Raw genomic sequence first — 23,338 nt, 5'->3', positions numbered from 1 at the left:
GCTATCAGGATGACGAACATGCCACAGATCTACCCCAAGGCCTCCGCCGGCGATTCCGCCGAAGCTGCAGCGTCTTCGCCCAGGTTCCCCGAACTCGAAGAGCGGGTCCTGAAGTACTGGGACAAGGACGGTACCTTCCAGGCCTCCATTGATGCCCGGCCCGCCGGGGAGGACGGCTCCAACGAGTTCGTCTTCTACGACGGCCCTCCCTTCGCCAACGGCCTGCCGCACTACGGCCACCTGCTCACCGGCTACGTCAAGGACCTGGTGGCCCGATACCAGACGCAGCGCGGACACCGCGTGGAGCGCCGGTTCGGCTGGGACACCCACGGGCTGCCGGCCGAACTGGAAGCCATGAAGCAGCTCGGCATGAGCGACAAGGTCCAGATCGAGAAGATGGGCATCGACAAGTTCAATGATGCCTGCCGTGCCTCGGTCATGAAGTACGCCGGTGAGTGGCAGGACTACGTCACGCGCCAGGCACGCTGGGTGGACTTCGAGAACGACTACAAGACGCTCAACGTCGAGTACATGGAGTCGGTCATCTGGGCCTTCAAGACCCTGCATGAGAAGGGTCTGACCTACAGCGGTTTCCGGGTGCTTCCGTACTGCTGGAAGGACGAGACTCCGCTCTCCAACCACGAGCTGCGCATGGACGACGACGTCTACAAGATGCGCCAGGACCAGACGGTCACGGTGACCTTCCCGATCACCGCCGGAGACAACGTGCTCTCTGCCGAGCTCGAGGGCGTCAACGCCATCGCCTGGACCACCACGCCCTGGACGCTGCCTACAAACATGGCCCTCGCCGTCGGGCCCGACGTCCGCTACGCCGTCGTGCCCGCGGGCCCCAACGGCACGGCAGCCGGGGAGGGCCGTTTCCTCCTCGCCGAGGACCTGCTGGCGTCCTATGCTAAGGACCTGGGATACGACGACGCCGAGGCAGCCCGTGCGGCCGTCACCTCCGTGCACACGGGCAAGGAGCTCGAAGGCCTGGGCTACGCGCCGCTCTGGAACTACTACGCCGACGCCGAAAAGTGGGGCACTGCCAACGCCTGGCGGATCGTCGTGGCTGACTATGTCACCACCACCGACGGCACCGGAATCGTCCACCAGGCCCCGGCCTACGGTGAGGACGACCAGAAAATCTGCGAAGCCAACGGCATCCCGGTGATCCTTTCCGTGGACGAGGGCGGCAAGTTCCTGCCCATGTTCGGCGAAGGCCCGCTGAGCGAGATCGCCGGCCTGCAGGTATTCGATGCCAACAAGCCGATCACCCGCGAGCTCAAGGCCCAGGGGCGCCTGCTGCGCCAGGCCAGCTACGAGCACAGCTACCCGCACTGCTGGCGCTGCCGGAACCCGCTGATCTACAAGGCGGTCTCCTCCTGGTTCGTGGAGGTCACCAAGATCAAGGACCGCATGATCGAGCTGAACCAGCAGATCAACTGGATCCCGGAGAACGTGAAAGACGGCCAGTTCGGCAAGTGGCTGGAAAACGCCCGCGACTGGTCGATCAGCCGCAACCGCTACTGGGGCAGCCCCATCCCGGTGTGGGTTTCGGATGACCCCAACTACCCGCGCACCGACGTTTACGGCTCCCTCGCCGAGATGGAAGCGGACTTCGGCCGGTTGCCGCTGAACAAGGAAGGCCAGCCGGACCTGCACCGCCCGTTCATCGATGAGCTGACCCGCCCCAACCCGGACGATCCCACCGGCAAGTCCACCATGCGCCGTGTCGAGGACGTGCTGGACGTCTGGTTCGACTCAGGCTCGATGCCGTACGCCCAGGTGCACTACCCGCATGAGAACGCGGACTGGTTCGAGCACCACAACCCGGGCGACTTTATCGTGGAGTACATCGGCCAGACCCGCGGCTGGTTCTACACGCTGCACATCCTGGCCACGGCACTCTTTGACCGGCCGGCGTTCCGCAATGTCATCAGCCACGGAATCGTCCTCGGTTCCGATGGGCAGAAGATGTCCAAGTCGCTGCAGAACTACCCGGACGTTTCCGAGGTCCTGGACCGCGACGGCTCCGACGCCATGCGCTGGTTCCTCATGGCCTCGCCGATCCTGCGCGGCGGCAACCTGATCGTGACCGAACAGGGGATCCGCGACGGCGTCCGCCAGGTCATCCTGCCGCTGTGGAACGTGTGGCACTTCTTTACCCTCTACACCAACGCCGCGAACAACGGTGCCGGGTATGAGGCATCCCTGCGCCACGAATCCACGGAACCGCTGGATACCTACATGCTGGCCGCCACGGGCGACCTCATCCGGGACATGACGACGGCGCTGGACACCTATGACGTTTCCGTGGCCTGCGAAATGCTGCGCGCCTATATGGATACGCTCACCAACTGGTACGTCCGCCGCAGCCGCACCCGGTTCTTCGACGAAGACACCCAGGCCTTCGACGTTCTGTACACCTGCCTTGAAGCTGTCTGCCGTGTGGCGGCGCCGCTGCTGCCGCTGGTGACCGAGGAGATCTGGCGTGGTTTGACAGGCGGACGCTCGGTCCACCTGACGGATTGGCCCGAAGCCGGTGCCTTCCCCCGGGATCCGGATTTGGTGGCACGCATGGACCTCACCCGGAAAATCGCCTCCGTCGGCTCCTCGCTGCGCAAGGCCGCCAACCTCCGGGTCCGGCTGCCGCTTGCCGGGATGACCGTGGTGGCTCCGGAAGCCGAAGCTCTCCAGGGCCAGTTCGCTGCGATCATCGCGGATGAACTGAACCTCAAGTCCGTCCGTCTGGTTGATGCCGCAGAGGCTGATCCTGCCGAGTTCGGCATCACGCAGAAGCTGGTGGTAAACGCACGCGCCGCCGGCCCGCGCCTGGGCAAGAACGTCCAGGCCGCCATCAAGGGCTCCAAGTCCGGTGACTGGTCCGTGGCCGAGGACGGGACGGTTACCGCCGGGGGACTGGCGCTGGAACCGCACGAGTACACCCTGGAAACGGTGGTGGAGTCCGGAGACGGCGAATCTTCCAAGGCCGTGGCAGTCCTGCCCGGCGGCGGTTTCCTGGTTCTGGACACTGAGGTAACACCGGAACTGGCCGCCGAGGGCGCCGCCCGGGATGCCATCCGTGCCATCCAGCAGGCCCGCCGCGACGCAAACCTGCACATCAGTGACCGGATCCGCACCACGGTAGTCACCGGGGCACAAAGCGCGGCAGCACTGAAGGCCAATGCCGACCTGGTCAAGGCCGAAACCCTGACCGGAGAACTGGTGGTCGAGGGCTCCGGAGACCAGGACGACTCATTTACCGTGACCGTGGAGAAAATCTGATGACCACTGAAGACAGCCCCTCAGGCTCCATCGATGGCTTCTCAGTCGAGAGCGTCTACGCTGAACTGCTCAGCCGTGCCCCGGAGAACAAGATGGAGCCGCGGATGGCTCCGATGTTTCGGGCCATGGAAATCCTGGGCGAGCCGAACAAGGCGTTCCCGATCATCCACATCACCGGAACCAACGGCAAGACGTCGACGGCGCGGCTGATCGAGGGCGGCCTGCGGGCGTACGGGCTGCGCACCGGCCGGTACACCAGCCCGCACCTGAGCAAGGTTACCGAGCGCATCAGCATTGACGGTGAACCCGTCGCCGACGAAACGTTCGTCCGGATCTGGGACGAGATTCGTCCCTACCTCGAAATGGTCGACGCAGAACTCGATGCCGCCGGCGAACCGCGCCTGACCTACTTCGAGTGCGTGACGATCCTGGCGTTCGCAGTCTTCGCGGACGAACCGGTGGACGTGGCCGTGATCGAAGTCGGTCTCGGCGGCATCACCGACGCCACCAACGTTGGCGACGGCGCCGTGTCGGTGGTCACCCCCATTTCCCTGGACCACACCGAACTCCTGGGCGACGACGTCGCGGATATCGCCCTGGAAAAGGCCGGAATCATCAAGGAGAACGGGTTCCTGATCAGTGCGGCCCAGCCGGTGGAAGCCGCGCAGGTGCTGCTGGAGAAGGCCAACGAGGCCGGTGTCCCGTTCCGCTTCGAGGGGATCGAGTTCGGGGTTGAATCCCGGACCATGGCCGTCGGCGGACAGCTGGTGACCGTCAGCGGACTGGCCGGCCGCTACGAGGACCTCCTCGTTCCCCTGCATGGGGAGCACCAAGCCCAAAACGCCGCCGTGGCCGTTGCAGCGCTGGAAGCCTTCATTGGCGGGGGGACCAAGGAACTCGACGCCGAACTGCTCCGCACCGGTTTCCGTGAGGTCACCTCCCCGGGGCGCCTGGAGGTTGTCCGCACCGCACCGACGATCATTGTCGATGCTGCCCACAACCCTGCCGGTGCCAGGGTCAGCGCCCAGGCCGTCCTCGAGTCCTTCAACCTGTCCTCGCTGGTGATCGTCGCCGGCATCCTGGCGGAGAAGGACGCGGTAGGAATCCTCGCGGAACTGCGCGAGGTCCTCGGGGATATTGTCACCGGCATCTGCCTCACCCAGTCCAGCTCACCGCGGGCCATCCCGGCCGAGGAACTCGTGCAGGACGCTGTCGACGCCGGTTTCCCGGACGAGTCGATCCAGGTCGAACCGGGCCTGGACAACGCCATTGAATGGGCCGTGGCCAAGGCAGAGGAAAACAACGACCTCGCCGGCGGCGTGCTCGTCATCGGTTCCATCACCGTGGTCGCCGAAGCGCGTACCCTTCTCGGAAAGTAAGTCCATGGCACGAATGACCAAAGCCCAGCGCGAATGGCGCCCGGGCATGCCGAAAAAACGCCGTTCCATCCGCGTCATGTTCGCCTCCACAGTGCTCAGCCTCGAAGCCTTCGTGGTCCTCTTCGGAACCCTTGTTGTCTTTGGGCTGCAGCGGGAGAAGCTGGAACCCCTGGTGATCCTGATTGGCGGGATCCTCCTCGCCGCAGCCCTGATTGGCGCCTGTGCCTTCCTGTCCAAGCCGGCAGGTCCCTGGATTGGCTGGGCGCTTCAGCTGGCCATCATTGCCACCGGCTTCCTGGAACCCATGATGTTCTTCGTCGGGGCCCTGTTCGCCGGTACCTGGTGGTATGCCCTCCGGACGGGGGCGCGGCTGGACCGGGAGAACCGGCAGCGGGACAAGGAACAGGCTGAGTGGGAAGCTGCCCACGGGTCCGAATCCGGCGAAGCCGGCACCAGTTAGGCTTAGTACCAGTCACCCAACAACCTCCAAGGAGATATCCAGCGTGAGCACCGAGCGCACACTTGTCCTGATCAAGCCCGACGGCGTCCGCCGCAACCTGACCGGCGCCATCCTGGCCCGCATCGAAGCCAAGGGGTACACCCTGGCTGAGCTGAAGAAAATGGATGCCACCCGGGAACTGCTGGAGGCGCACTACGCCGAGCACGTGGGCAAGCCGTTCTACGAGCCGCTGGTCGAGTTCATGCTCAGCGGCCCGATCGTGGCAGCCGTCTTCGAAGGCCAGCGCGTCATCGAGGGCTTCCGTTCACTGGCCGGCTCCACCGAACCGACTACTGCTGCGCCGGGAACCATCCGCGGAGACTTTGGCCGCGACTGGGGAACCAAGGTCCAGCAGAACCTGGTGCACGGCTCGGATTCCGTCGAATCTGCCGAGCGCGAGATCGCAATCTGGTTCGGTAAGTAACCGGACAGCGCAGACACATCTCCGGAACGCAGGAGGCCGGCACCCGCCAAGGGTGCCGGCCTCCTGCGCGTTCCGGGCGCCGGTGGCCTAGGCTGTGGGCCATGGCACATATCTACAACGCAGACCTCAGTCCCTCCAAGGCCGAACTGATCTCGGAGTGGCTGCCCAAAGCTTCCTGGTTCCCGGCAGATGGTGCGGACGGCGCACCGGTTGACCCCCGCCCTGTCGGCGCTTTCCGGTTTGATGACCCGCAGGGCGAAGTGGGGATCGAGACCCACATCATGCAGGCGGGGCCGCTGACGGTGCAGGTGCCGCTGACGTACCGCGGTGAACCGCTCAAGGGGGCAGATACGTACCTTATCGGCACGATGGAGCACTCGGTGCTTGGCCGCCGCTGGGTCTACGATGCCTGCGGCGATCCGGTTTACGTGGCAGCCTTCGCTGCAGCGGTGATCGACGGCGTCGGGCAGGCACGGCAGTACATCGAAGAAGACGGGGTACGCCGGGAGCTGGCCCAGAGCATCACCCTGGAGGCCAGCGGAATGCCCGACGGCGAGGAACTGGTGGAAGCCCCCGAACGCGAACCGGCTGGCTGGACGGTAACCAGGATGCAGCACGAGAACTGGGAACTCTCCCTGGTCCGGATCCTGGACCTGGGCGGCCGCGCCGCGCCGCCGCCGTCGCTCGTGGCACTGTGGGACGGCCAGCAGGACCCCGCGGTGCTCGGCTGGGCGTTTCCGCTCGGCTAGCCCGGGACCTAGCTTCCCAGGAACGAATTCATGAAGCGGAAGAAAATGGATGCTGCTGTGGCGACCCACAGCAGCGCCGTGATCGCCCACGCCCATTCTGAAACGAAGCGGACCAGTCCGCGCGGTGCGGGAATAACCCCGTGGGCGAGGTTCCTGACCGTGGTGAAGACGAACAGCGGGATCATCGCCGCCCAGACCACAATGCAGTAGATGCACAGAACGTAGATATCGAAGAGCGCCTGGCTCCAGAGCCACACCACGAAAACCATGCCCAGCGTGATGCCGGCCTGGAACGACGCCCAGTACCAGTGGGCGAACCGGGCGCCGGCGAACATCGACATGGCCACGGTGGCGGTCACTGCGAAGGCGATGATCCCGATCAGGGGATTGGGGAAACCAAACAAGGACGCCTGCCAGGTCTGGAAAACGGTGCCGCAGGAGACCCAGGGGCTGATGTCGCAGCTGGTGATGTAGTCGGCGTCCGCGTAAACCCGCAGGCGTTCAATGACCAGAATTCCGGAGCCAAGCCAGCCGACGATCGAGGTTATGAGCACCAGCCAGGCAAAAGGCCGCTGCCGGACGGACCGCGGGATGCTCTCTTCGCCGTTTTCGCGGGCACGGTCCGTACGGATCGTCGGGCGGGTGGCGCTGGAAGTCACGCGGGGCTCCTTATCGGACAGGTGTCGGTCGTCCGATTCTATGCCCAGCAAGCTGGCGGAATGACCGCTGTGTGAGATAATGACTGTGGCTGATGGCGGAACCACATTCCGTCAATGGTCCAGCGACAGGCTTCCGGTGCTGTTGGCGATGCTTCCCGAGACACGAATGCCCATCAATCCGGATGGGACAGGGGAATCCGCCGTACAGTCCTACCCCAGCCCAAACGCCTCGCCGTTAAGAGCAGGTAGCAGGAAAAGCGCCGCTGGTCTTGCGAGTGATGCCGTGCCCTCACGATGGCGCGACCTGGCGGGACATTTAGACGACTTCCGGCTGGCGCAGGCTGCGATGCCCCCGCACAGCCGATACATTGCCCTCCGGGCATTGGAATGTGGCCAGTGCCGCGGGGGCCGGAGCATAGCTTTATATGAATATTGAACGCACAACAGAAGAAGCGGTCGAACCGGCGGAAGCTGCGCAGGCCGGCTCGGCAGCAGGGCAGTCGGAAGCACCGGCACAAGCGGCTGCCAAGGCACCCGCCAAGCGCCCTTCACGGGCACGGCGCAAGCCGCCGGTTGATACCGCAGCCGAGGCCGCCGGGGCGGACACCGGAGCAGGGACTGAGCCTGCAGTTACGGAAACTGCGGCAGAGCAGGCCTCCGCCGCAGCCGTAGCTGATGGCACAAACACCTCCGCCGATGCTGACGCCAAGCCCAAGCGGAGCCGCGCACCGCGCCGCAGGGCCTCCGCCGAGCAGAGCGCACCTGCCTCGTCACCCGCCGCGGACCCCGAGGCGGCAGACGTTCCCAATGATGCGGTTCAAGAACGCGCAGCCGAAGAACCCGTTAAAGCGGTTCGCCGGCGCCGCAGTCCGGCGAAGAAGCCTGAAGCTGCCGCGGAATCGGCAACCGACGCCGCACCGGATGCACCTGCATCGGAAGCTCCGGCTGCCGGGGCTGACGGGCAGCCTGCAGCTCCCGCCGCTGAGGCCGAAGAGCCCAAAGCAGCCCCGCGTACCCGGACGCGCCGCCGGGCTGCCGCCAAGGCAGGATCTCCTGCGTCGGAAGCTGCCGAGACAGCTCCCGATGCCGAGGCTGCTGATGCGCCGAAAACTACCGGCGATGACGCTGCTGCGGATGCTTCAGCCCCGAAAGAATCCGAACCGGCTGCCGTGTCTGCCGTCCTGGACCCTTTCGCTATTCCGGAATCACCTACCTCGGTGCTCTTCCACGCCCCTGACCTCACAGCCGTCAAGGCGGTGGCTTTAGCTGCCCCCGAGTCCGGCCCCGAGGATGACACCGACGAGGATGCCAAGGAAGGCGGCCGTTCGCGCCGCAGCCGCCGCCGCAGCCGTGGACGCACCCGCACTGAAGGCGACGACGCCGCTGAAGGTGAAGACAGCAGCCAGGCGACCGGTGTTGGGGAGGAGAACGCCGACGGCGTTACCTCCCGCCGCCGTCGCCGGCGCCGCCGCGGAGACGCAGACCTGGAACTGACCGGTGGATCCGATGACGATCCGCCCAACACCGTCACCCGGGTACGCGCTCCGCGTGCCCACGCCGAAGCGCCGGTCAGCGACCGTGTCACCTCGGTAAAGGGCTCCACCCGCCTGGAGGCGAAGAAGCAGCGCCGCCGCGAATCACGTGAATCCGGCCGCCGCCGCCACGTCATCACCGAAGCGGAGTTCCTGGCACGCCGCGAATCGGTCGACCGGCAGATGATCGTGCGCCAGCGCGATGACAGGATCCAGATCGGCGTGCTCGAAGACGGCGTCCTGGCTGAGCACTTCGTGTCCAACACCCAGCAGGACTCCCTGATTGGCAACGTCTACGTTGGCAAGGTCCAGAACGTGCTCCCCAGCATGGAAGCCGCGTTCGTGGACATTGGACGCGGCCGCAACGCCGTGCTCTACGCCGGTGAAGTGAACTGGGACGCCGCAGGCCTGGACGGACAGCCGCGCCGCATTGAGCTGGCGCTGAAGTCCGGCGACTCCGTGCTGGTCCAGGTCACCAAGGACCCGGTCGGGCACAAGGGAGCCCGCCTGACCAGCCAGATCTCGCTGCCCGGACGCTACCTGGTGTACGTCCCGGGCGGCTCGATGACCGGTATCTCCCGCAAGCTGCCCGACGTCGAGCGCAACCGCCTGAAGAAGATCCTCAAGGACCACCTGCCGCAGAACGCCGGCGTCATTGTCCGCACCGCGGCCGAAGGTGCTTCCGAAGAGGAGCTGATGAATGACATCAACCGGCTCCGTGCACAGTGGGAGAACATCGAGGCCAAGGCCAAGTCCACCAAGACCCTGCCGCCTGAACTCCTCTACGGCGAACCCGACCTCACCATCAAGGTGGTCCGCGATGTCTTCAACGAGGATTTCTCCAAGCTGATCGTTTCCGGCGAGGAAGCCTGGGACACCATCGAGGCCTATGTCACCTACGTGGCACCGGACCTGGTGGGCCGCCTCGAGAAGTGGACCAAGGACGAAGACATCTTTGCGGCCAGCCGCATCGACGAGCAGATCGCCAAGGCACTGGACCGCAAGGTCTTCCTGCCCTCGGGCGGCTCGCTGGTCATCGACCGCACCGAAGCCATGACCGTAGTGGACGTCAACACCGGCAAGTTCACCGGCAGCGGCGGAAACCTCGAAGAGACTGTCACCAAGAACAACCTGGAAGCTGCGGAGGAAGTCGTCCGCCAGCTTCGCCTGCGGGATATCGGCGGCATCATTGTCATCGACTTCATCGACATGGTGCTCGAAGCCAACCGCGACCTCGTGCTCCGCCGCCTGGTTGAGTGCCTGGGCCGGGACCGCACCAAGCACCAGGTCGCCGAGGTGACCTCGCTGGGCCTGGTCCAGATGACGCGCAAGCGCATGGGTACCGGCCTGCTGGAAGTCTTCGGCGAGGAGTGCACGCACTGTGCCGGCCGCGGCGTCATTACCCATGACATCCCGGTGGAGCACCGGCGCAGCACCAGCCACGCCGGCCACGCCGTCTCGGAAGACAACCACTCCCAGCACCTGAAGCAGGAGAAGCAGTCCCGCGGAGAGCGCAAGCGCCGCAACCGGAACCAGAACCAGCAGCAGCCTGCCCCCGCAGCCGCGGAGCAGGCACCGGCCGAGGAAACCCAGCCGGATGAGCGTGCAGCCAAGGCAGAGGCCGCACGCGCGGCTCTGGCTACGATTGCCGCTGCCGCCGCAGCAGCCCACGGCACTGATGAGGCTGCACCTGCGTCGCCGGCCGAGGCTCCTGCCGAGCCTGCTGAGAAGCCGCTGATCAAGGAGCCGCACGACGACCTCCCGGCGGAAGCCGGAGCAATCCTGCGGATCCAGGGCGAAACCGTGGTTGTCCCGCGGCGTGAACGCCGCCGCCCGGTCCGCCAGGATGCCCAGCTCACGCTGGAAAGCCTGACTGAGGCGTTCAACGACGTCTCTCCGGTCCCTCCCGCGGCAGAGGAAAAGCCCGCGTCTTTCGGGAACGGGTCTGCCGGCGGCGGGTCCGCAGCGGACGTCCAGCCGGTTTCTCCGGTGGAAGAGCCTGCCCGCCGTCCGCGGCGCCGCCGGGCCGCACGCAGCCCGCAGGGCGCCGCTGACGCGCAGATCATCAAGGCCGGAACCGACGGCCCTGAGTCCGCCGCGCAGGGGAGCAGCACCACAGCTGTAGCCGCACCCCCGGCGGAGCGGCCCAAAGCCGAGGCCAGCGCTCCGGTGATCCTCGGCGTCGGGGTGCCCGCGTCTGATCTCTAGGGCCGCTGCAGTCCGTTTCGAACAGCAGGCCGCCGCCCGGCATTCCAGGGCGGCGGCCTGCTGCCGTTAACCGCTGACCGTTCAGCCCGCGCCCCCGTCCACGGAGCCCGGACAGCACCGGACACAGGCATCAGCGAAGTGTTATAGAGTAGTACCTAGCGCAGTGACGTCCGTTGTGGATGGAACGCTGGATCCGCCGTGCATTTGCGGCTTACGGGTCCCTTAGCGTAACCTTGAACTTCGGTGCGAACGCCTTCGAAGCCGTTATTCGGTACAGGGCGTAACTGCATGGCGCAACCTGGACACAAATCTGGTCCGGGGAAGTGCGCATCCAAGTATTAAACGTCGAGAGAAGTGAGTTCCCAAGTGGTGTACGCGATTGTCCGCGCTGGCGGCCGCCAAGAAAAGGTTTCCGTCGGAGACCTCGTAACCCTGGACCGCGTCCCCGGTGGAGCCGGCAGCACCTTTGAGCTGCCTGCCCTGCTTTTGGTTGATGGCGACAAGGTCACCTCTGCCGCTGCGGACCTGGCAAAGGTTACGGTTACGGCAGAAGTTATCGAAAACTTCCGGGGTCCGAAGATTGTCATCCAGAAGTTCAAGAACAAGACCGGTTACAAGAAGCGTCAGGGCTACCGCTCCTCGCTGACCAAGGTCAAGGTCACCTCCATCAACTCCTGATTCCTACGTTCCGGCCCGCCAAAGGCCGGATCCGCGGGATGGCCCGCACCTTAGGCATCAACATCAGTCAGAGCAAAGGCAGGATTAGAAAATGGCACATAAGAAAGGTGCGAGCTCTACTCGCAACGGCCGTGACTCCAACGCACAGTACCTGGGCGTGAAGCGTTTCGGCGGCCAGGTCGTCAAGGCCGGCGAAATCATCGTTCGCCAGCGTGGCACCCACTTCCACCCCGGTGCAGGCGTTGGCCGTGGCGGAGATGACACGCTGTTCGCCCTCGAGGCAGGTGCCGTTGAATTCGGCAGCCGTCGTGGACGCCGCGTCGTGAACATCGTCGCAGCAGCCGAGTAATTCTCGGCAAAAAAGCTTTTCCGGTGAACTCGGTCGCACCAGCCTATTATTTCTCGCAAAAAATGCTTTACGGGGGGGGCGGGCCATGATGGCCCGCCCCACTTGTTTTTTAAGCCGGGTAGACTTGGCTTGATCCAAATTTTTTCAACAAGGAGAACCATGGCCAGCTTTGTAGACCGTGTTGTACTGCATGTTTCAGGCGGTGCCGGCGGCCATGGTTGCGTGTCCGTAAAGCGCGAAAAGTTCAAGCCGCTCGGCGGTCCCGACGGCGGTAACGGCGGCGACGGCGGCGACGTCATCCTGCGCGTGGACGGCCAGACCACCACGCTGCTTGACTACCACCACGCGCCTCACCGCCACGCCGGCAACGGCGGACCGGGCATGGGCGACTGGCGTGCAGGCAAGACGGGGGAGACCCTGGTGCTGTCCGTTCCTGAAGGTACGGTCGTCAAGTCCAAGGACGGAAAGGTCCTGGCCGACCTTGTTGGCATGGGCGCCGAATATGTCGCCGCAGCCGGCGGCCAGGGCGGCCTGGGCAACTCCTCGCTCTCCTCCCAGAAGCGCAAGGCCCCCGGCTTTGCCCTGCTGGGCACCCCGGGTGATGAGCGGGACATCGTCCTGGAACTCAAGTCGATTGCCGACATCGCGCTGGTCGGTTTCCCCTCCGCCGGCAAGTCCTCGCTGATCGCGGCCATGTCCGCAGCGCGGCCCAAGATTGCCGACTACCCCTTCACCACGCTGATCCCGAACCTGGGCGTTGTCCAGGCCGGTGATGTCCGCTTCACCGTGGCCGACGTTCCGGGGCTCATCGAGGGTGCATCCGAAGGCAAGGGCCTGGGGCACCACTTCCTGCGCCATGTGGAACGCTGCGCTGCACTCGTCCATGTCCTGGACTGCGCAGCACTGGAAACGGACCGGGATCCGCTCGGCGACCTCGACGTGATCGAGGCCGAACTTGAGAAGTACGAAGTGGACATGAGCTACGCGGGTGCCGACGGCGACGTCGTTCCGCTGAACCAGCGTCCGCGCCTCGTGGCACTGAACAAGGTGGACGTGCCCGACGGGCGCGACATGGCAGAGTTCGTCCGTCCGGAGCTCGAGAAGCGCGGTTACCGCGTGTTCGAGGTCTCCGCTGCGAGCCACGAAGGTCTTCGTGAACTCGGCTTCGCCATGGCAGCCATCGTCGCTGAAGCCCGCAAGGCAATCGAAACCGCTCCGCCCCGGGTCGTGGCACCTGTGGTGCGTCCGCGGTCCGTCAACGCCAAGGGCGGATTCACCATCCGCCGCGAGGAGCGCAACCTTGAACCGCTGTTCCGCGTCCTGGGCGACAAGCCGCTGCGCTGGGTCCAGCAGACGGACTTCACCAATGACGAAGCCGTCGGCTACCTCGCCGACCGCCTGGCCAAGCTCGGCGTGGAAGACCAGCTCTTCAAAGCCGGCGCCAAGCCGGGAGATGCCGTGGTTATTGGTGAAGGCGACGGCGTCGTCTTCGACTGGGAGCCGACGATGATTGGCGGCGCCGAACTGCTGGCTGCCTCGCCGCGCGGTTCGGACATCCGCATCGAAGACTTCTCGCGTCCGACCCGTAACGAAAAGCGCGAGGACCACCAGCAGCGCAAGGACGCCCGCGCAGCGGCACGTGCCGAGCTGGAAGCCGAGCGCAAGGCGGGAATCTGGACCGAATCGGTCAACTACAAGCATTCCAGCCCGAAGCCTGCCGAAGAGGACTAATCCCTTCACGAAGTCGGATTGGGCGGGGCTTGGGCATAGGCTGGATCGGTCATGACAGAAGAATCTGAAGCACAGACCGTGTCCGTTCCCAAGCGCCCGCTCCAGTCCCGCGCGGGCCTCGCCCGTGCCCGCCGCATCGTCGTCAAGGTAGGGTCCTCCTCCCTGACCTCGGTTGCCGGCGGCATTTCGGACGAGGCACTGACGTCCCTTGCGGACGTCCTGGCTGCCAGGAGGCAGCAGGGGACCGAGATCATCCTGGTCTCCTCGGGTGCGATCTCTGCGGGCCTTGCGCCGCTGGGCCTGAGCCGGCGCCCCTCCCAGCTCTCCACCCAGCAGGCTGCGGCCAGCGTGGGGCAGGGGCTGCTGATGGCGCGCTACACCGAAGCATTCGGCCGGCATGGCGTCACTGTGAGCCAGGTCCTGCTGACGGTTGAAGACCTGATGCGCCGAACCCACCACGCCAACGCCCACCGGGCGATGGAACGGCTGCTGAACTTCGGCGTCGTACCGATCGTCAACGAGAACGACACCGTTGCCAGCCACGAAATCCGCTTCGGCGACAACGACCGGCTGGCGGCACTCGTGGCGCACCTGGTCAAGGCGGACGCGCTGATCCTGCTCTCCGACGTCGACTCCCTCTATGACGGCCCGCCCTCAGCTGGCGCCCGTCGCATTCCGGAAGTCACCGGTATGCAGGACCTTGAAGACGTGCGCATCGGAAAGGTCGGCAAGGCCGGAGTGGGCACAGGAGGCATGGTCACGAAGGTTGAGGCCGCCACGATCGCGGCGGAGTCCGGCATCCCGGCGCTGGTCACGTCCACCGAAAACGCTGCTGCCGCCCTGGCCGGCGAAGACGTCGGCACCTGGTTCACCACCCGCGGCGTCCGCCAGCCCATCCGGTTGCTGTGGCTTGCCCACCTGGCCCGGATCCAGGGTTCGCTGGTGCTCGACGACGGCGCCGCGCGTGCCGTGGGGGAGCGCCGCCGTTCGCTGCTTCCGGCGGGGATCGTGGCGGTGGAAGGCCACTTCGAACCCGGTGACCCCGTCGCGCTGCGCGACACCTCCGGCCGGGTCCTTGCCCACGGCCTGACGAACTATGCCTCCGATGAGCTGCCCAAGATGCTCGGCAGGTCCACCAAGGAGCTGGCGAAGGAGCTGGGCCGCGGCTACGAACGTTCCGTGGTGCACGTGAATGACCTGGTGATCCTGCACCCGCACGGCGCCGGCGCAGGCGAACAGGCGCCGTCACGGACCGGACAGTCAGACGGCACCGCAGCTACACTGGGAGCATGACCGCTGCCGATACTGCTGCCGTGACCGACGACCGCACCGCCTCTTCCGCGCCCTCGCCGGAGGACGTCGAGACCGGCGTCAACAGCATCGCCGACCGGGCCCGGGTCGCTGCCCGCCGGATGGCCCGTGCCAACCGGGCGTGGAAGGACCTGGCCCTGGAACAGATTGCCCAGGACATCGTGTCCCGGCGCGACCTGGTGCTGGCTGCCAACGCCGAAGACCTGCGGCGCGGACGGGACAAGGGAACATCCGAGGCACTGCTGGACCGCCTGACGCTGACTCCGGAACGCATAGACGGACTGGCCGAAGCCCTGCGGAGCCTGGCCGGCCTGCCGGACCCCGTAGGCTCCGTTGCCCGCGGACAGACGCTGCCCAACGGCCTGCGGCTTCGGCAGGTGCACGTTCCGCTCGGCGTCGTCGGCGCCATCTACGAGGCCCGCCCCAACGTCACCGTGGACATTGCCGGCCTTGCCCTCAAGAGCGGTAACGCCGTGATCCTGCGCGGCGGCAGCGCGGCGGCAGCTACCAACACCGTGCTCGTGAACCTGATCCGGGACTCCCTGGATACTGTGGGACTTCCCTCTGACGCGGTGCAGAGCATCGATACCTACGGGCGGCCGGGCGCCAACGTGCTGATGAAGGCGCGCGGCAAGGTCGACGTCCTCATTCCCCGCGGCGGCCGCGACCTGATCCAGAACGTCGTCACCAATGCGTCCGTCCCCGTCATCGAAACGGGTGAGGGCAACGTCCACATCTATCTCGACGAATCCGCTCCTGAAGAGATGGCCGTCGACATCCTGGTCAATGCCAAGACCCAGCGTCCCAGCGTCTGCAACACCGTGGAGACCCTGCTGGTCCACAAGGACGCAGCGGCGGCCCGCGAGGTCCTGGCCGTCCTGGCGTCTTCCGGTGTCCGGCTGCACGCCGACGAGCGCATCCGGGCGATCCTGCCCGAAGGCGCCCAGGCAGTGGAGGCCACCGACGATGACTGGGGCCGGGAATACATGGACCTGGACCTTGCCGTGGCCATGGTCGACTCCATGGAGGAAGCACTCGAGCACATCCGCCGCTGGACCACCGGCCATACCGAGGCGATCATTACCAACAACCTGGCCAACGCTGAGCGCTTCATCGCCGAGATCGATTCGGCCGCGGTGATCGTCAACGCGTCCACCCGGTTTACCGACGGCGGCGAGCTGGGGCTGGGCGCAGAGGTCGGCATCTCCACCCAGAAGATGCACGCCCGCGGCCCGATGGGCCTCAAGGAACTGACCACCACCAAGTGGATCATCCAGGGCGACGGCCAGGTGCGCGTCTAAAAACACCTGCCCTGCGCCGGACCCGGACTGCGTTGTTCCGGGCGCCTACGCGTACCATTGATCTAGAAACGATGCTCCGCCGGGGTTACCGGCGGTTGATTTAGGGAGATTCATGCTGATCCAGCTTTCCAGTGCTGCGCTGATGGCGGCCGAAGTTGCCGAAGAACACGCAGAGGGAACACCCCCGCTCGTCTACGGCGCCGTCATCTTTGGCATCTTCATGGTGCTGATGTTCGCGACCATGGCCTTCACCAGCCTCGGCCACCGCCACGAAGCGACGCCGGAACACGTTGACCCGCAGCGCCAGTTCCCGAACAAGCACGACCACGGCCAGGGAATCCCCGAATAGGTCCCCGCCCCCAGGTGGAACCGGCTGGAACTGGCATGCCTACAGCAGAAGAATCGGTGGACAACGGACACCGCCCCTACCGCCTCGGCGTTATGGGCGGCACTTTCGATCCCATCCACCACGGCCACCTGGTTGCAGCCAGCGAAGTCGCGTCGGTCTTCGACCTCGACGAAGTGGTCTTCGTGCCGACCGGCGAGCCGTGGCACAAGTCTTCCCAGGAAGTCACTCCAGCCGAACACCGATACCTGATGACCGTCATCGCGACGGCATCGAATCCGCGGTTCAAGGTCAGCCGGGTGGACATTGACCGGCCCGGGCCTACCTACACGATTGATACGCTGAGGGATCTGCGCCAGGCGCGTCCGGATGCCGAGCTGTTTTTCATCACCGGCGCGGACGCCATGGCGCAGATCCTTTCGTGGAAGGATGTCCAGGAGCTTTGGTCGCTGGCCCATTTCGTGGGGGTGACAAGGCCTGGCCATGAATTGCAGAACATGGGGCGCGACGACGTCAAGCTCCTGGAAATTCCAGCCATGGCAATCTCCTCGACGGACTGCCGGCAGCGGGTCGCGGCATCGGAACCCGTCTGGTATCTCGTTCCGGACGGTGTGGTGCAGTACATCGCCAAGCACAAGCTCTATACACCTGCGCAGCAGCAGGCTCCGTCTGCCACCACTGAACCAGTAGCCTGAGCAACCAACACCGGATGGGTAGGAAATGACTAACGGTCCAGAGTCCGCAGACGCACCTCGACGCAGCCGCCGTGCGGCTGGCTCGGCGGCGGATGCGGGGCCCCAGGAGCGGGAGTCCCAGCAGCGGGCGCGCAACCGCGAAGCACTGCGCGCCTACAAGGCACTCACCGAAAGCCAGGACCGCAGGGAGCCCCCCAGCGCCAACCCGCCAACCCGGCGCCAGCTGCGCATCGCCCAGCAGCAGGCGCAGCAGGCCCAGCAGGCCCAACAACAGCCAAAGCAGTCAGACCGGGAAAAACCCGCTGTTGCGAGTCCCGTACCTTCGTCGGGGCGCCGTTCCGGTGCTGTAGTTCCTGACTCCTCTTCGTCTCCCGCTTCAGTGGCGTCCCCCGCAGCAGCGGCCGCGTCCGTCCAGGCAGCCAGCCGCAGGGAACGGCGGCTGCGCGCTGCCCAGCAGCCCGAACCTGCCGTGGCCATCCAGCCTGCCACCCCGGCACCGACGCGTGCCCCGGCCGTGTCCGGTGCCCCGGATGCCACGGTTTCCCCGAATGCCACGCAACTGTCCTCCGCTGCTCCCGCGGAGGCGCCGCCAGCCGCAGAGGCGCGGGCAGCTGCAGAGGCGCGGGCAGCTGCGGAGACGTCCGCTCCGGAGGCACCCACCACGTCCGCTCCGGCGCCGGAGGCACCCAATGCCGACGTCGCCAACATGTCCGTGGAACAGGCACTCGCGGCGCGCGAAGCGCTCAAGCACCAGGCCCGCAACCAAGTGGCTGCCATGGAAGCGCTGCAGCAGTCTGATCCCCACGCCGTCGACCTGGAACTCCTGGCCCAGCAGCGTGCCCTGGCCGAACGCGCAGCGGTGCTGAACCGGCGCACGCAGAACATCCAGCGGCTGGCCCAGGAGAACGAGCAGCGCCGCTCGCCCCAGTCCGACCCCACGACTGCCCACAACCTGGCGATGGTGACACCGCTGGAGTTTGTGGAGGTTCCCGGCGTCGGCCGGCCCGTCATGAAGCCGCCGCGCACTTCACACGTGCCGATCGTGACGTCGTCGAACCCCGCGGCACCGAATGCTCCGGGCACCGGGCGAATGGGGCAGGTCCGGAAGCCGGCATCCAACAGCCGCCCGGACCGGGCCAAACAGCCCGCCGAAAGCGCCGAAGTCCGGCACTCCCAAATTCTTGCCAGGGCCGATGCCCTGGTTAATGCGCCGCTGGAAGCAGACCAGGGGGCGAAGCCGATCGGTGCAAGAAGCGCGTTCGGCCTGGACCCCCTGGATGTCATGACTGCAGGCCTCGGCCGCACCCGGAGGATGCGCCTGGTATCCCTGGGAGCCGTAGGTGCGGGCCTTGCTGCCCTCGCCGTCGGCATATTAATGATCGTCGGCGGCCTTGGCAGCTGATACCAAACAAGGAGACACGTTGAGCGCCACCGAATCATCCATGGATATTGCCCGTACCGCAGCGAAGGCGGCGTCGGCCAAGCTGGCGGATGACATCGTCGCCATCGACGTCAGCGAACGCCTTGCCATCACCGATATCTTCCTGATCGCATCGGCATCGAACGAACGCCAGGTCAACGCCATTGTTGACGGCATCGAAGAGGAACTGGCAAAGGAAGGGCTGAAGCCCGTCCGCCGCGAAGGGCGCAGTGAAGGACGCTGGGTCCTGCTGGACTACGCAACTGTAGTGGTGCATGTGCAGCACGAGGAAGACCGCGTCTTCTACGCCCTGGACAGGCTGTGGAAGGACTGCCCGGCAGTTGATCTCCAGCTGCCCGAAACCCCTGCTGCGCAGGAATCCGAATAGCGTGTTCCCGCGCGGGCTGGCGGCCTGGTTCCGCCGCCCGCAGCGGGAATCACAGCGTTGTACTTTGATTTTGCACTCTGCGGCTTCTGTACTAAAGTAGAGGAGTTGCTTCGGCCCGGGTGGAAGAATTCGGACCGGCAATTTTCTTGATTTACTGGCTTTTGGGACAGTATTTCGGGGCTGTGGCGCAGCTGGTAGCGCACCTGCATGGCATGCAGGGGGTCAGGGGTTCGAGTCCCCTCAGCTCCACCGGTATCTCCCGGGCAGCCGGGATATATGGTTGGATGGATATCCAGTGGATCTAAAGAACTGAATTGGGGCTGTGGCGCAGCTGGTAGCGCACCTGCATGGCATGCAGGGGGTCAGGGGTTCGAGTCCCCTCAGCTCCACCCAGACTATTTGAACCCTCGACACGCGAAAGCGTGCCGGGGGTTCAAGTGTTTAAGCCCCTGGGGTTGCGGGGTCTCTCCCAGGAGGGCAGGAAGCTTCCCGATCGCCTGCCGCTATGCTGGGCCTTTGGCTGAGGTTCGCCCCGGCCAACACGGAACCCACCCGGGAGGAATCCATGAAGACTGTCCGCTTTGGAACCACCGACCAGCAGGTGCCCAGCGTGATTGCAGGCATGATGCGAATTGCCGGGGACTCCGACGAGCAGATCCGCACCCTGTACACGGCCTCTCGCGAGGCGGGCATCAGTTTCTTCGACCACGCGGACCTGTACGGGTTCAACCGACCGGGCGGCGGGTACCACCTGTGCGAGCGGCGCTTCGCCGAGTCCCTGCAGCTCAGCTCCTCGGAGCGCGGGCAGATCATCCTGCAGACCAAGACCGGCATCGTCGAGGATCCGTGGAGCTATGACCAGTCGTATGAACACATAGTCTCCTCGGCCGAGGAATCGCTGAAGGCGCTGCGCACGGACTACCTCGATGTACTGCTGCTGCACCGGCCTGACGCCCTGGTCGAACCGGAGGAGGTCGCCCGTGCCTTCGACCATCTGGAGTCCTCCGGGAAGGTCCGTTCCTTCGGCGTTTCCAACCACACCCCGCGCCAGATCGATCTGCTCAAGACCGCGGTGCAGCAGCCGATCGTGGCCAATCAGGTACAGCTCTCGATCACGCACTCGACGATCATCGCCCAGGGCCTGTCATCGAACATGGCAGACCATGGTGACTCGATCACCCGGGACGGCGGCGGCCTGGTCGACTACGCCCGGATCAACAAGATCACGCTCCAGGCCTGGTCGCCGTTCCAGCGGGGCTTCCAGGGCGGGGTCTTCTTCGACTCGCCCGACTACCCGGAGCTGAACGCCGAACTTGAAAAGCTCGCGGGGAAGTACGCAGTGACGCCTACCGCGATTGCGGTCGCCTGGATCACCCGGCATCCGGCGGGGATGCAGGCGGTCCTCGGGACCACGACGCCGCAGCGTGTCACCGATGCTGCACAGGGATCGGACATCCCGCTGACCAGGGGTGAGTGGTACGGGCTCATCCGGGCGGCCGGCCACAACGTGCCCTGAGGGTCTCCCTATCCCGGAATTGGCGCCAGTCCGGCCCCGGCGCACAGCGCAACGAGTCCTGCGGGGCCGAACGCCTCAACGGGTCCCAGGACACCGTGCCGCAGTGCTTTGCCCTCCTGCAGTGCCGTTGCACCTTCGGCCAAGAGCTCTCCGGTGAGGGTGTAGACGCTGGGACCGAGCACCTGGACCGCTGCCAGGGGGCTGCCGTTCTCATCAAGGACCCTGGCCGCCGCCAGGCTCAGTGTCCGGCTGCGTTCGGATTCATCCGGGCCTCCGGGCGGGCCGGTGACCCTGCCTCCCGCCCACTGAAGGGCCAGCTGTCCCCAGGGTGTCCTCTCCATCTGGGCTGCCAGCCAGGTGACCGGCTGCGCCACTGCGCTGAGTGCGGGGAACCAGCCGTTGAAGACCTCCACTGACGCCAGCTGCGGGAACGCCTCCGGCATGAACAGGACTTCCGTTCCCGGAGCCAGGAACGCGCGCTTTTCCCGTCCGAGGACACGGAACACCTCCGACGTGCCGGCGATGCGGTCCTCGCCAAGGCTCCGGTCCCGGTAGACGGCCGCCGGCTTCGTGAGGTTGTCGGCGAGGGTGGACCGGGTGCCCTGGCTGAGGCCGCGCCGCAGGGTGCCGGCAGTAAAGTAGCCAACGCGCAATGCTGATGCTGCCGAGCCGGCCCTCTGCATCGCCAGGGTCCCGGCCAGAAAGCCGGGGACATAGTCGTAGCCGAAGGCCGGAACCATCGTGATGCCCTGCTCCTGTGCCTGGCGGGACAGCCGGCGCCGAAGCTCCTGGACGAAGCCGACTTCGCCGGTCGAGTCCAGGTAGTGCGCCCCGGCTTCCACGGCTGCCTGGGCAGCGGCATGGCCGTAGCGTTCAAAGGGGCCAACGGTGGAGACCAAGACGTCGCCGGGCGAGACGAGCGCACGCATGGCGGCACTGTCGCGGACATCGGCGCTCCGGTAGTCCAGCTGGTCAGGTGCGGCGAGCTCCTGCAGGTTCCCCGCGTTGCGGCCTGCGAGGACGGGACGCACGCCGCGTTTGAGCAGCGACTCGACCACGAGCCGGCCCGTGTAGCCGGTGGCGCCGAAGACGATGATGCTGTTTGTCACGGGTTTCTCCCTTGCCATTGGTGCGGCCGGGCGAAGACGAAGCGCTGCCCTTCGGAGGGGAGTCTAGCCTTTGAGCACCCCGGACAGCACAGGTGTGGAAGGGTAGGGGACGTGAGAATCGAACCTCCTGCCACCGGGGAGCCGCCGCGTCCCCACGGACCGCGTGACCCGGGCGACGCCTGGGTGATTTCTCCTTCGGGGGAAAAATACTGGGGCCGCTTTGGTGCGGCCGGCCTGCTGGCCGTCGATCCGGACCGCGGTGTGCTGCTGCAGCACCGGGCCGCGTGGAGCCACCACGGGGATACCTGGGGGCTGCCCGGGGGAGCCCGGCACCAGCACGAAGGCGCTGAGGCGGCGGCACTGCGGGAATCAGCGGAGGAAGCCGGTGTTCCCGCAGGGGCTCTCCGCCCGAGGTTCATGAGCGTACTGGACCTCCAGGTGTGGACCTACTCGACCTTGATGGCGGACGTCCGGGAGCCGTTTGAACCGGTGATCAGCGATCCGGAAAGCCGTGAGCTGGCCTGGATACCGGTCGAAGACGTTGAGGCGCTGCCCCTGCACCCGGGGTTCGCAGCCTCCTGGCAGAAGCTGCGCCCGCTGCTGGCGGTGCGTCCCGCCGTCGTCGTCGATGCGGCGAACGTGGTGGGTTCCGTGCCGGACGGCTGGTGGAAGGACCGCGCCGGTGCAGCGGCCCGCCTGCTGGAAGCCATGGGCAGCCTCGCCTCGGAGGGATTGTCCGCGTCGGTGCTGTCACTGCCTGCGGACCGCTGGTATCCCGAATTCCTCGTGGTCCTTGAAGGCCGGGCCTGCGGCGTCGGGGAGGCGCAGGTACCGGCAGGCATCGGCGTCGTGCGTGCCGAAGGGGAAGGAGACGACGCCGTCGCGGGCGCCGCTGCACGCCTGGCGGATTCGGGGCGCAGCGTTACCGTGGTGACGAGTGACAAGGAGCTTGCCGCCCGCAGCCTCGCCGTCGGTGCCGGCGTTCTGGGGTCCGGGGAATTCCGGGACCTGCTCCGCTACTGATCCCTGGGCGAACGTCCGCGCAGGAAACCGGCCGCAATCAGCCCCTGCCCGGCGCAGTACGTGAGCATGACCAGCGCGCTGGTCCAGCCGGGCATGACCTCCGGCATAAAGATGCGGAACGCCAGCACCGTGTCCGAGGCCAGGAACAGCACTCCGCCGGCTGCGATCACCGGGTTGCACCGTGCTGCGGTCGCGGCTGTACCGCCCAGGACAATGCCATACAGTGCGACGGCGATCCCCAGGCCGCCGAGGGACGGCCACAAGGTCACCAGCATCAGAACCCACCACACGGGAAAGACCAGCGCCCAGCGGGGGAATGGCCCGGGGGCTGCGTACTTCCAGAGCAGCCAGATATAGCAAAGGTGCGCTATGCCGAAGGCGCCGAGCATGATTGGGAGCTCAGGTGCCTGCGGAAAGAAGGCTCCGGCACCGTCCCCGATCCAGGAGAAGAACAGTGCCGCGAGCAGCAGGATTCCCGGTGCGGTCCACGTTTTGCGCCGAAACACCCAGACGGCGGCTGCCGCCAGCAGGGGCATCAGCACGAGCTTGGTTGGGGCGGCCACTTCCTCCGCTTCGACCAGCCGTGCAGCGACGTGGACCACGGACAACGCCGCGAACGGAACGAAACCCCACCACCAGGTACGGGCGGGGGCGGTGGTGTTCCTGCGGGCGGACGCTGTAGTCACGGCACTCCTTCGGGTCGGATGACGGACTCATCGTACGGCGGGGCGGG

The 23,338-nt window shown here is 66.0% G+C and carries 20 protein-coding genes and 2 tRNA genes; 19 read left to right on the top strand and 3 right to left on the bottom strand.

The features are described from left to right. Nucleotides 1–18 precede the first annotated feature (18 nt). The 5 genes from ileS (at nt 19) to LOC59_RS08750 (ending at nt 6,339) form a co-directional block, all read left to right on the top strand. Entirely contained in the window at nt 19–3,288 is a 3,270-nt protein-coding gene (gene ileS / locus LOC59_RS08770; RefSeq protein ID WP_442860577.1) for an isoleucine--tRNA ligase, read from the top strand. Continuing rightward, a complete protein-coding gene (locus LOC59_RS08765; protein WP_229971523.1) occupies nt 3,288–4,667 on the top strand; it encodes a bifunctional folylpolyglutamate synthase/dihydrofolate synthase in 1,380 nt (459 codons plus the stop codon). The genes ileS and LOC59_RS08765 overlap by 1 nt, the downstream gene beginning before the upstream one ends. 4 nt (nt 4,668–4,671) lie before the next feature. Then, a complete protein-coding gene (locus tag LOC59_RS08760) occupies nt 4,672–5,127 on the top strand; it encodes a DUF4233 domain-containing protein (protein ID WP_227895597.1) in 456 nt (151 codons plus the stop codon). A gap of 43 nt (nt 5,128–5,170) precedes the next feature. Continuing rightward, nucleotides 5,171–5,590, top strand: a complete 420-nt coding sequence (gene ndk / locus LOC59_RS08755; protein WP_227895598.1) for a nucleoside-diphosphate kinase — start codon at nt 5,171–5,173, stop codon at nt 5,588–5,590. Between the two features lie 101 nt (nt 5,591–5,691). Next, the gene (locus tag LOC59_RS08750; protein WP_227916608.1) at nt 5,692–6,339 is read left to right on the top strand and encodes a CG0192-related protein; all 648 of its coding nucleotides are present in this window, start codon (nt 5,692–5,694) and stop codon (nt 6,337–6,339) included. Between the two features lie 8 nt (nt 6,340–6,347). Here the strand turns inward: LOC59_RS08750 and LOC59_RS08745 are convergent, their stop codons facing one another. Then, the gene (locus LOC59_RS08745) at nt 6,348–6,998 is read right to left on the bottom strand and encodes a vitamin K epoxide reductase family protein (protein ID WP_227916609.1); all 651 of its coding nucleotides are present in this window, start codon (nt 6,996–6,998) and stop codon (nt 6,348–6,350) included. A gap of 425 nt (nt 6,999–7,423) precedes the next feature. Here LOC59_RS08745 and LOC59_RS08740 point away from each other — a divergent pair, with 425 nt between their 5' ends. From LOC59_RS08740 to LOC59_RS08680, 13 genes are all read left to right on the top strand, one after another. Further along, nucleotides 7,424–10,738 carry an Rne/Rng family ribonuclease gene (locus LOC59_RS08740; protein ID WP_227916610.1) on the top strand — a complete coding sequence of 1,105 codons (3,315 nt, stop codon included), beginning with the start codon at nt 7,424–7,426 and terminating at the stop codon, nt 10,736–10,738. Nucleotides 10,739–11,104: 366 nt separating this feature from the next. Next, nucleotides 11,105–11,416, top strand: coding sequence for a 50S ribosomal protein L21 (gene rplU, locus LOC59_RS08735; protein ID WP_066297243.1), 312 nt, complete (start codon nt 11,105–11,107; stop codon nt 11,414–11,416). A gap of 91 nt (nt 11,417–11,507) precedes the next feature. Beyond that, nucleotides 11,508–11,765: a 50S ribosomal protein L27 gene (gene rpmA / locus LOC59_RS08730; protein WP_066297244.1), complete on the top strand. Its 258-nt coding sequence runs from the start codon at nt 11,508–11,510 to the stop codon at nt 11,763–11,765. Between the two features lie 159 nt (nt 11,766–11,924). Further along, the gene (gene obgE / locus LOC59_RS08725; RefSeq protein ID WP_227916611.1) at nt 11,925–13,496 is read left to right on the top strand and encodes a GTPase ObgE; all 1,572 of its coding nucleotides are present in this window, start codon (nt 11,925–11,927) and stop codon (nt 13,494–13,496) included. 51 nt (nt 13,497–13,547) lie between these two features. Then, on the top strand, nt 13,548–14,789 hold the full coding sequence (gene proB / locus LOC59_RS08720) for a glutamate 5-kinase (RefSeq protein ID WP_227895608.1): 1,242 nt from the start codon (nt 13,548–13,550) through the stop codon (nt 14,787–14,789). Next, the gene (locus LOC59_RS08715) at nt 14,786–16,108 is read left to right on the top strand and encodes a glutamate-5-semialdehyde dehydrogenase (protein WP_227916612.1); all 1,323 of its coding nucleotides are present in this window, start codon (nt 14,786–14,788) and stop codon (nt 16,106–16,108) included. The genes proB and LOC59_RS08715 overlap by 4 nt, the downstream gene beginning before the upstream one ends. Before the next feature lie 112 nt (nt 16,109–16,220). Continuing rightward, a complete protein-coding gene (locus LOC59_RS08710; protein WP_227895610.1) occupies nt 16,221–16,457 on the top strand; it encodes a hypothetical protein in 237 nt (78 codons plus the stop codon). 35 nt (nt 16,458–16,492) lie between these two features. Beyond that, entirely contained in the window at nt 16,493–17,149 is a 657-nt protein-coding gene (gene nadD / locus LOC59_RS08705) for a nicotinate-nucleotide adenylyltransferase (RefSeq protein WP_269440063.1), read from the top strand. A 25-nt stretch (nt 17,150–17,174) separates the two neighbouring features. Further along, nucleotides 17,175–18,551, top strand: coding sequence for a hypothetical protein (locus tag LOC59_RS08700; protein ID WP_227916613.1), 1,377 nt, complete (start codon nt 17,175–17,177; stop codon nt 18,549–18,551). A gap of 19 nt (nt 18,552–18,570) precedes the next feature. Further along, the gene (gene rsfS / locus LOC59_RS08695; protein WP_227895613.1) at nt 18,571–18,957 is read left to right on the top strand and encodes a ribosome silencing factor; all 387 of its coding nucleotides are present in this window, start codon (nt 18,571–18,573) and stop codon (nt 18,955–18,957) included. Between the two features lie 176 nt (nt 18,958–19,133). Further along, nucleotides 19,134–19,206: transfer RNA gene (locus LOC59_RS08690), tRNA-Ala, on the top strand. Nucleotides 19,207–19,273: 67 nt separating this feature from the next. Next, nucleotides 19,274–19,346 (top strand) — tRNA-Ala (locus tag LOC59_RS08685). Nucleotides 19,347–19,522: 176 nt separating this feature from the next. Beyond that, nucleotides 19,523–20,473: an aldo/keto reductase gene (locus LOC59_RS08680; RefSeq protein WP_229971646.1), complete on the top strand. Its 951-nt coding sequence runs from the start codon at nt 19,523–19,525 to the stop codon at nt 20,471–20,473. Between the two features lie 8 nt (nt 20,474–20,481). Here LOC59_RS08680 and LOC59_RS08675 read toward each other — a convergent pair whose 3' ends face one another. Continuing rightward, nucleotides 20,482–21,582 (bottom strand): saccharopine dehydrogenase family protein, encoded by a 1,101-nt coding sequence (locus tag LOC59_RS08675; RefSeq protein WP_229971521.1) that lies wholly within the window; start codon nt 21,580–21,582, stop codon nt 20,482–20,484. Nucleotides 21,583–21,693: 111 nt separating this feature from the next. Between LOC59_RS08675 and LOC59_RS08670 the strand changes: the two genes are divergently transcribed. Further along, entirely contained in the window at nt 21,694–22,605 is a 912-nt protein-coding gene (locus LOC59_RS08670; protein ID WP_229971519.1) for an NUDIX hydrolase, read from the top strand. Here LOC59_RS08670 and LOC59_RS08665 read toward each other — a convergent pair. Continuing rightward, nucleotides 22,599–23,291 carry a lysoplasmalogenase gene (locus tag LOC59_RS08665; RefSeq protein ID WP_229971517.1) on the bottom strand — a complete coding sequence of 231 codons (693 nt, stop codon included), beginning with the start codon at nt 23,289–23,291 and terminating at the stop codon, nt 22,599–22,601. The genes LOC59_RS08670 and LOC59_RS08665 overlap by 7 nt on opposite strands. Between the last annotated feature and the right edge of the window lie 47 nt (nt 23,292–23,338).

This window comes from Arthrobacter sp. zg-Y916, assembly GCF_020907385.1.
Classification (GTDB): Bacteria; Actinomycetota; Actinomycetes; order Actinomycetales; family Micrococcaceae; genus Arthrobacter_B; species Arthrobacter_B caoxuetaonis.
The sequence above is the reverse complement of the archived record's forward strand: the minus strand, read 5'-3'. Positions and strand labels throughout refer to the sequence as shown.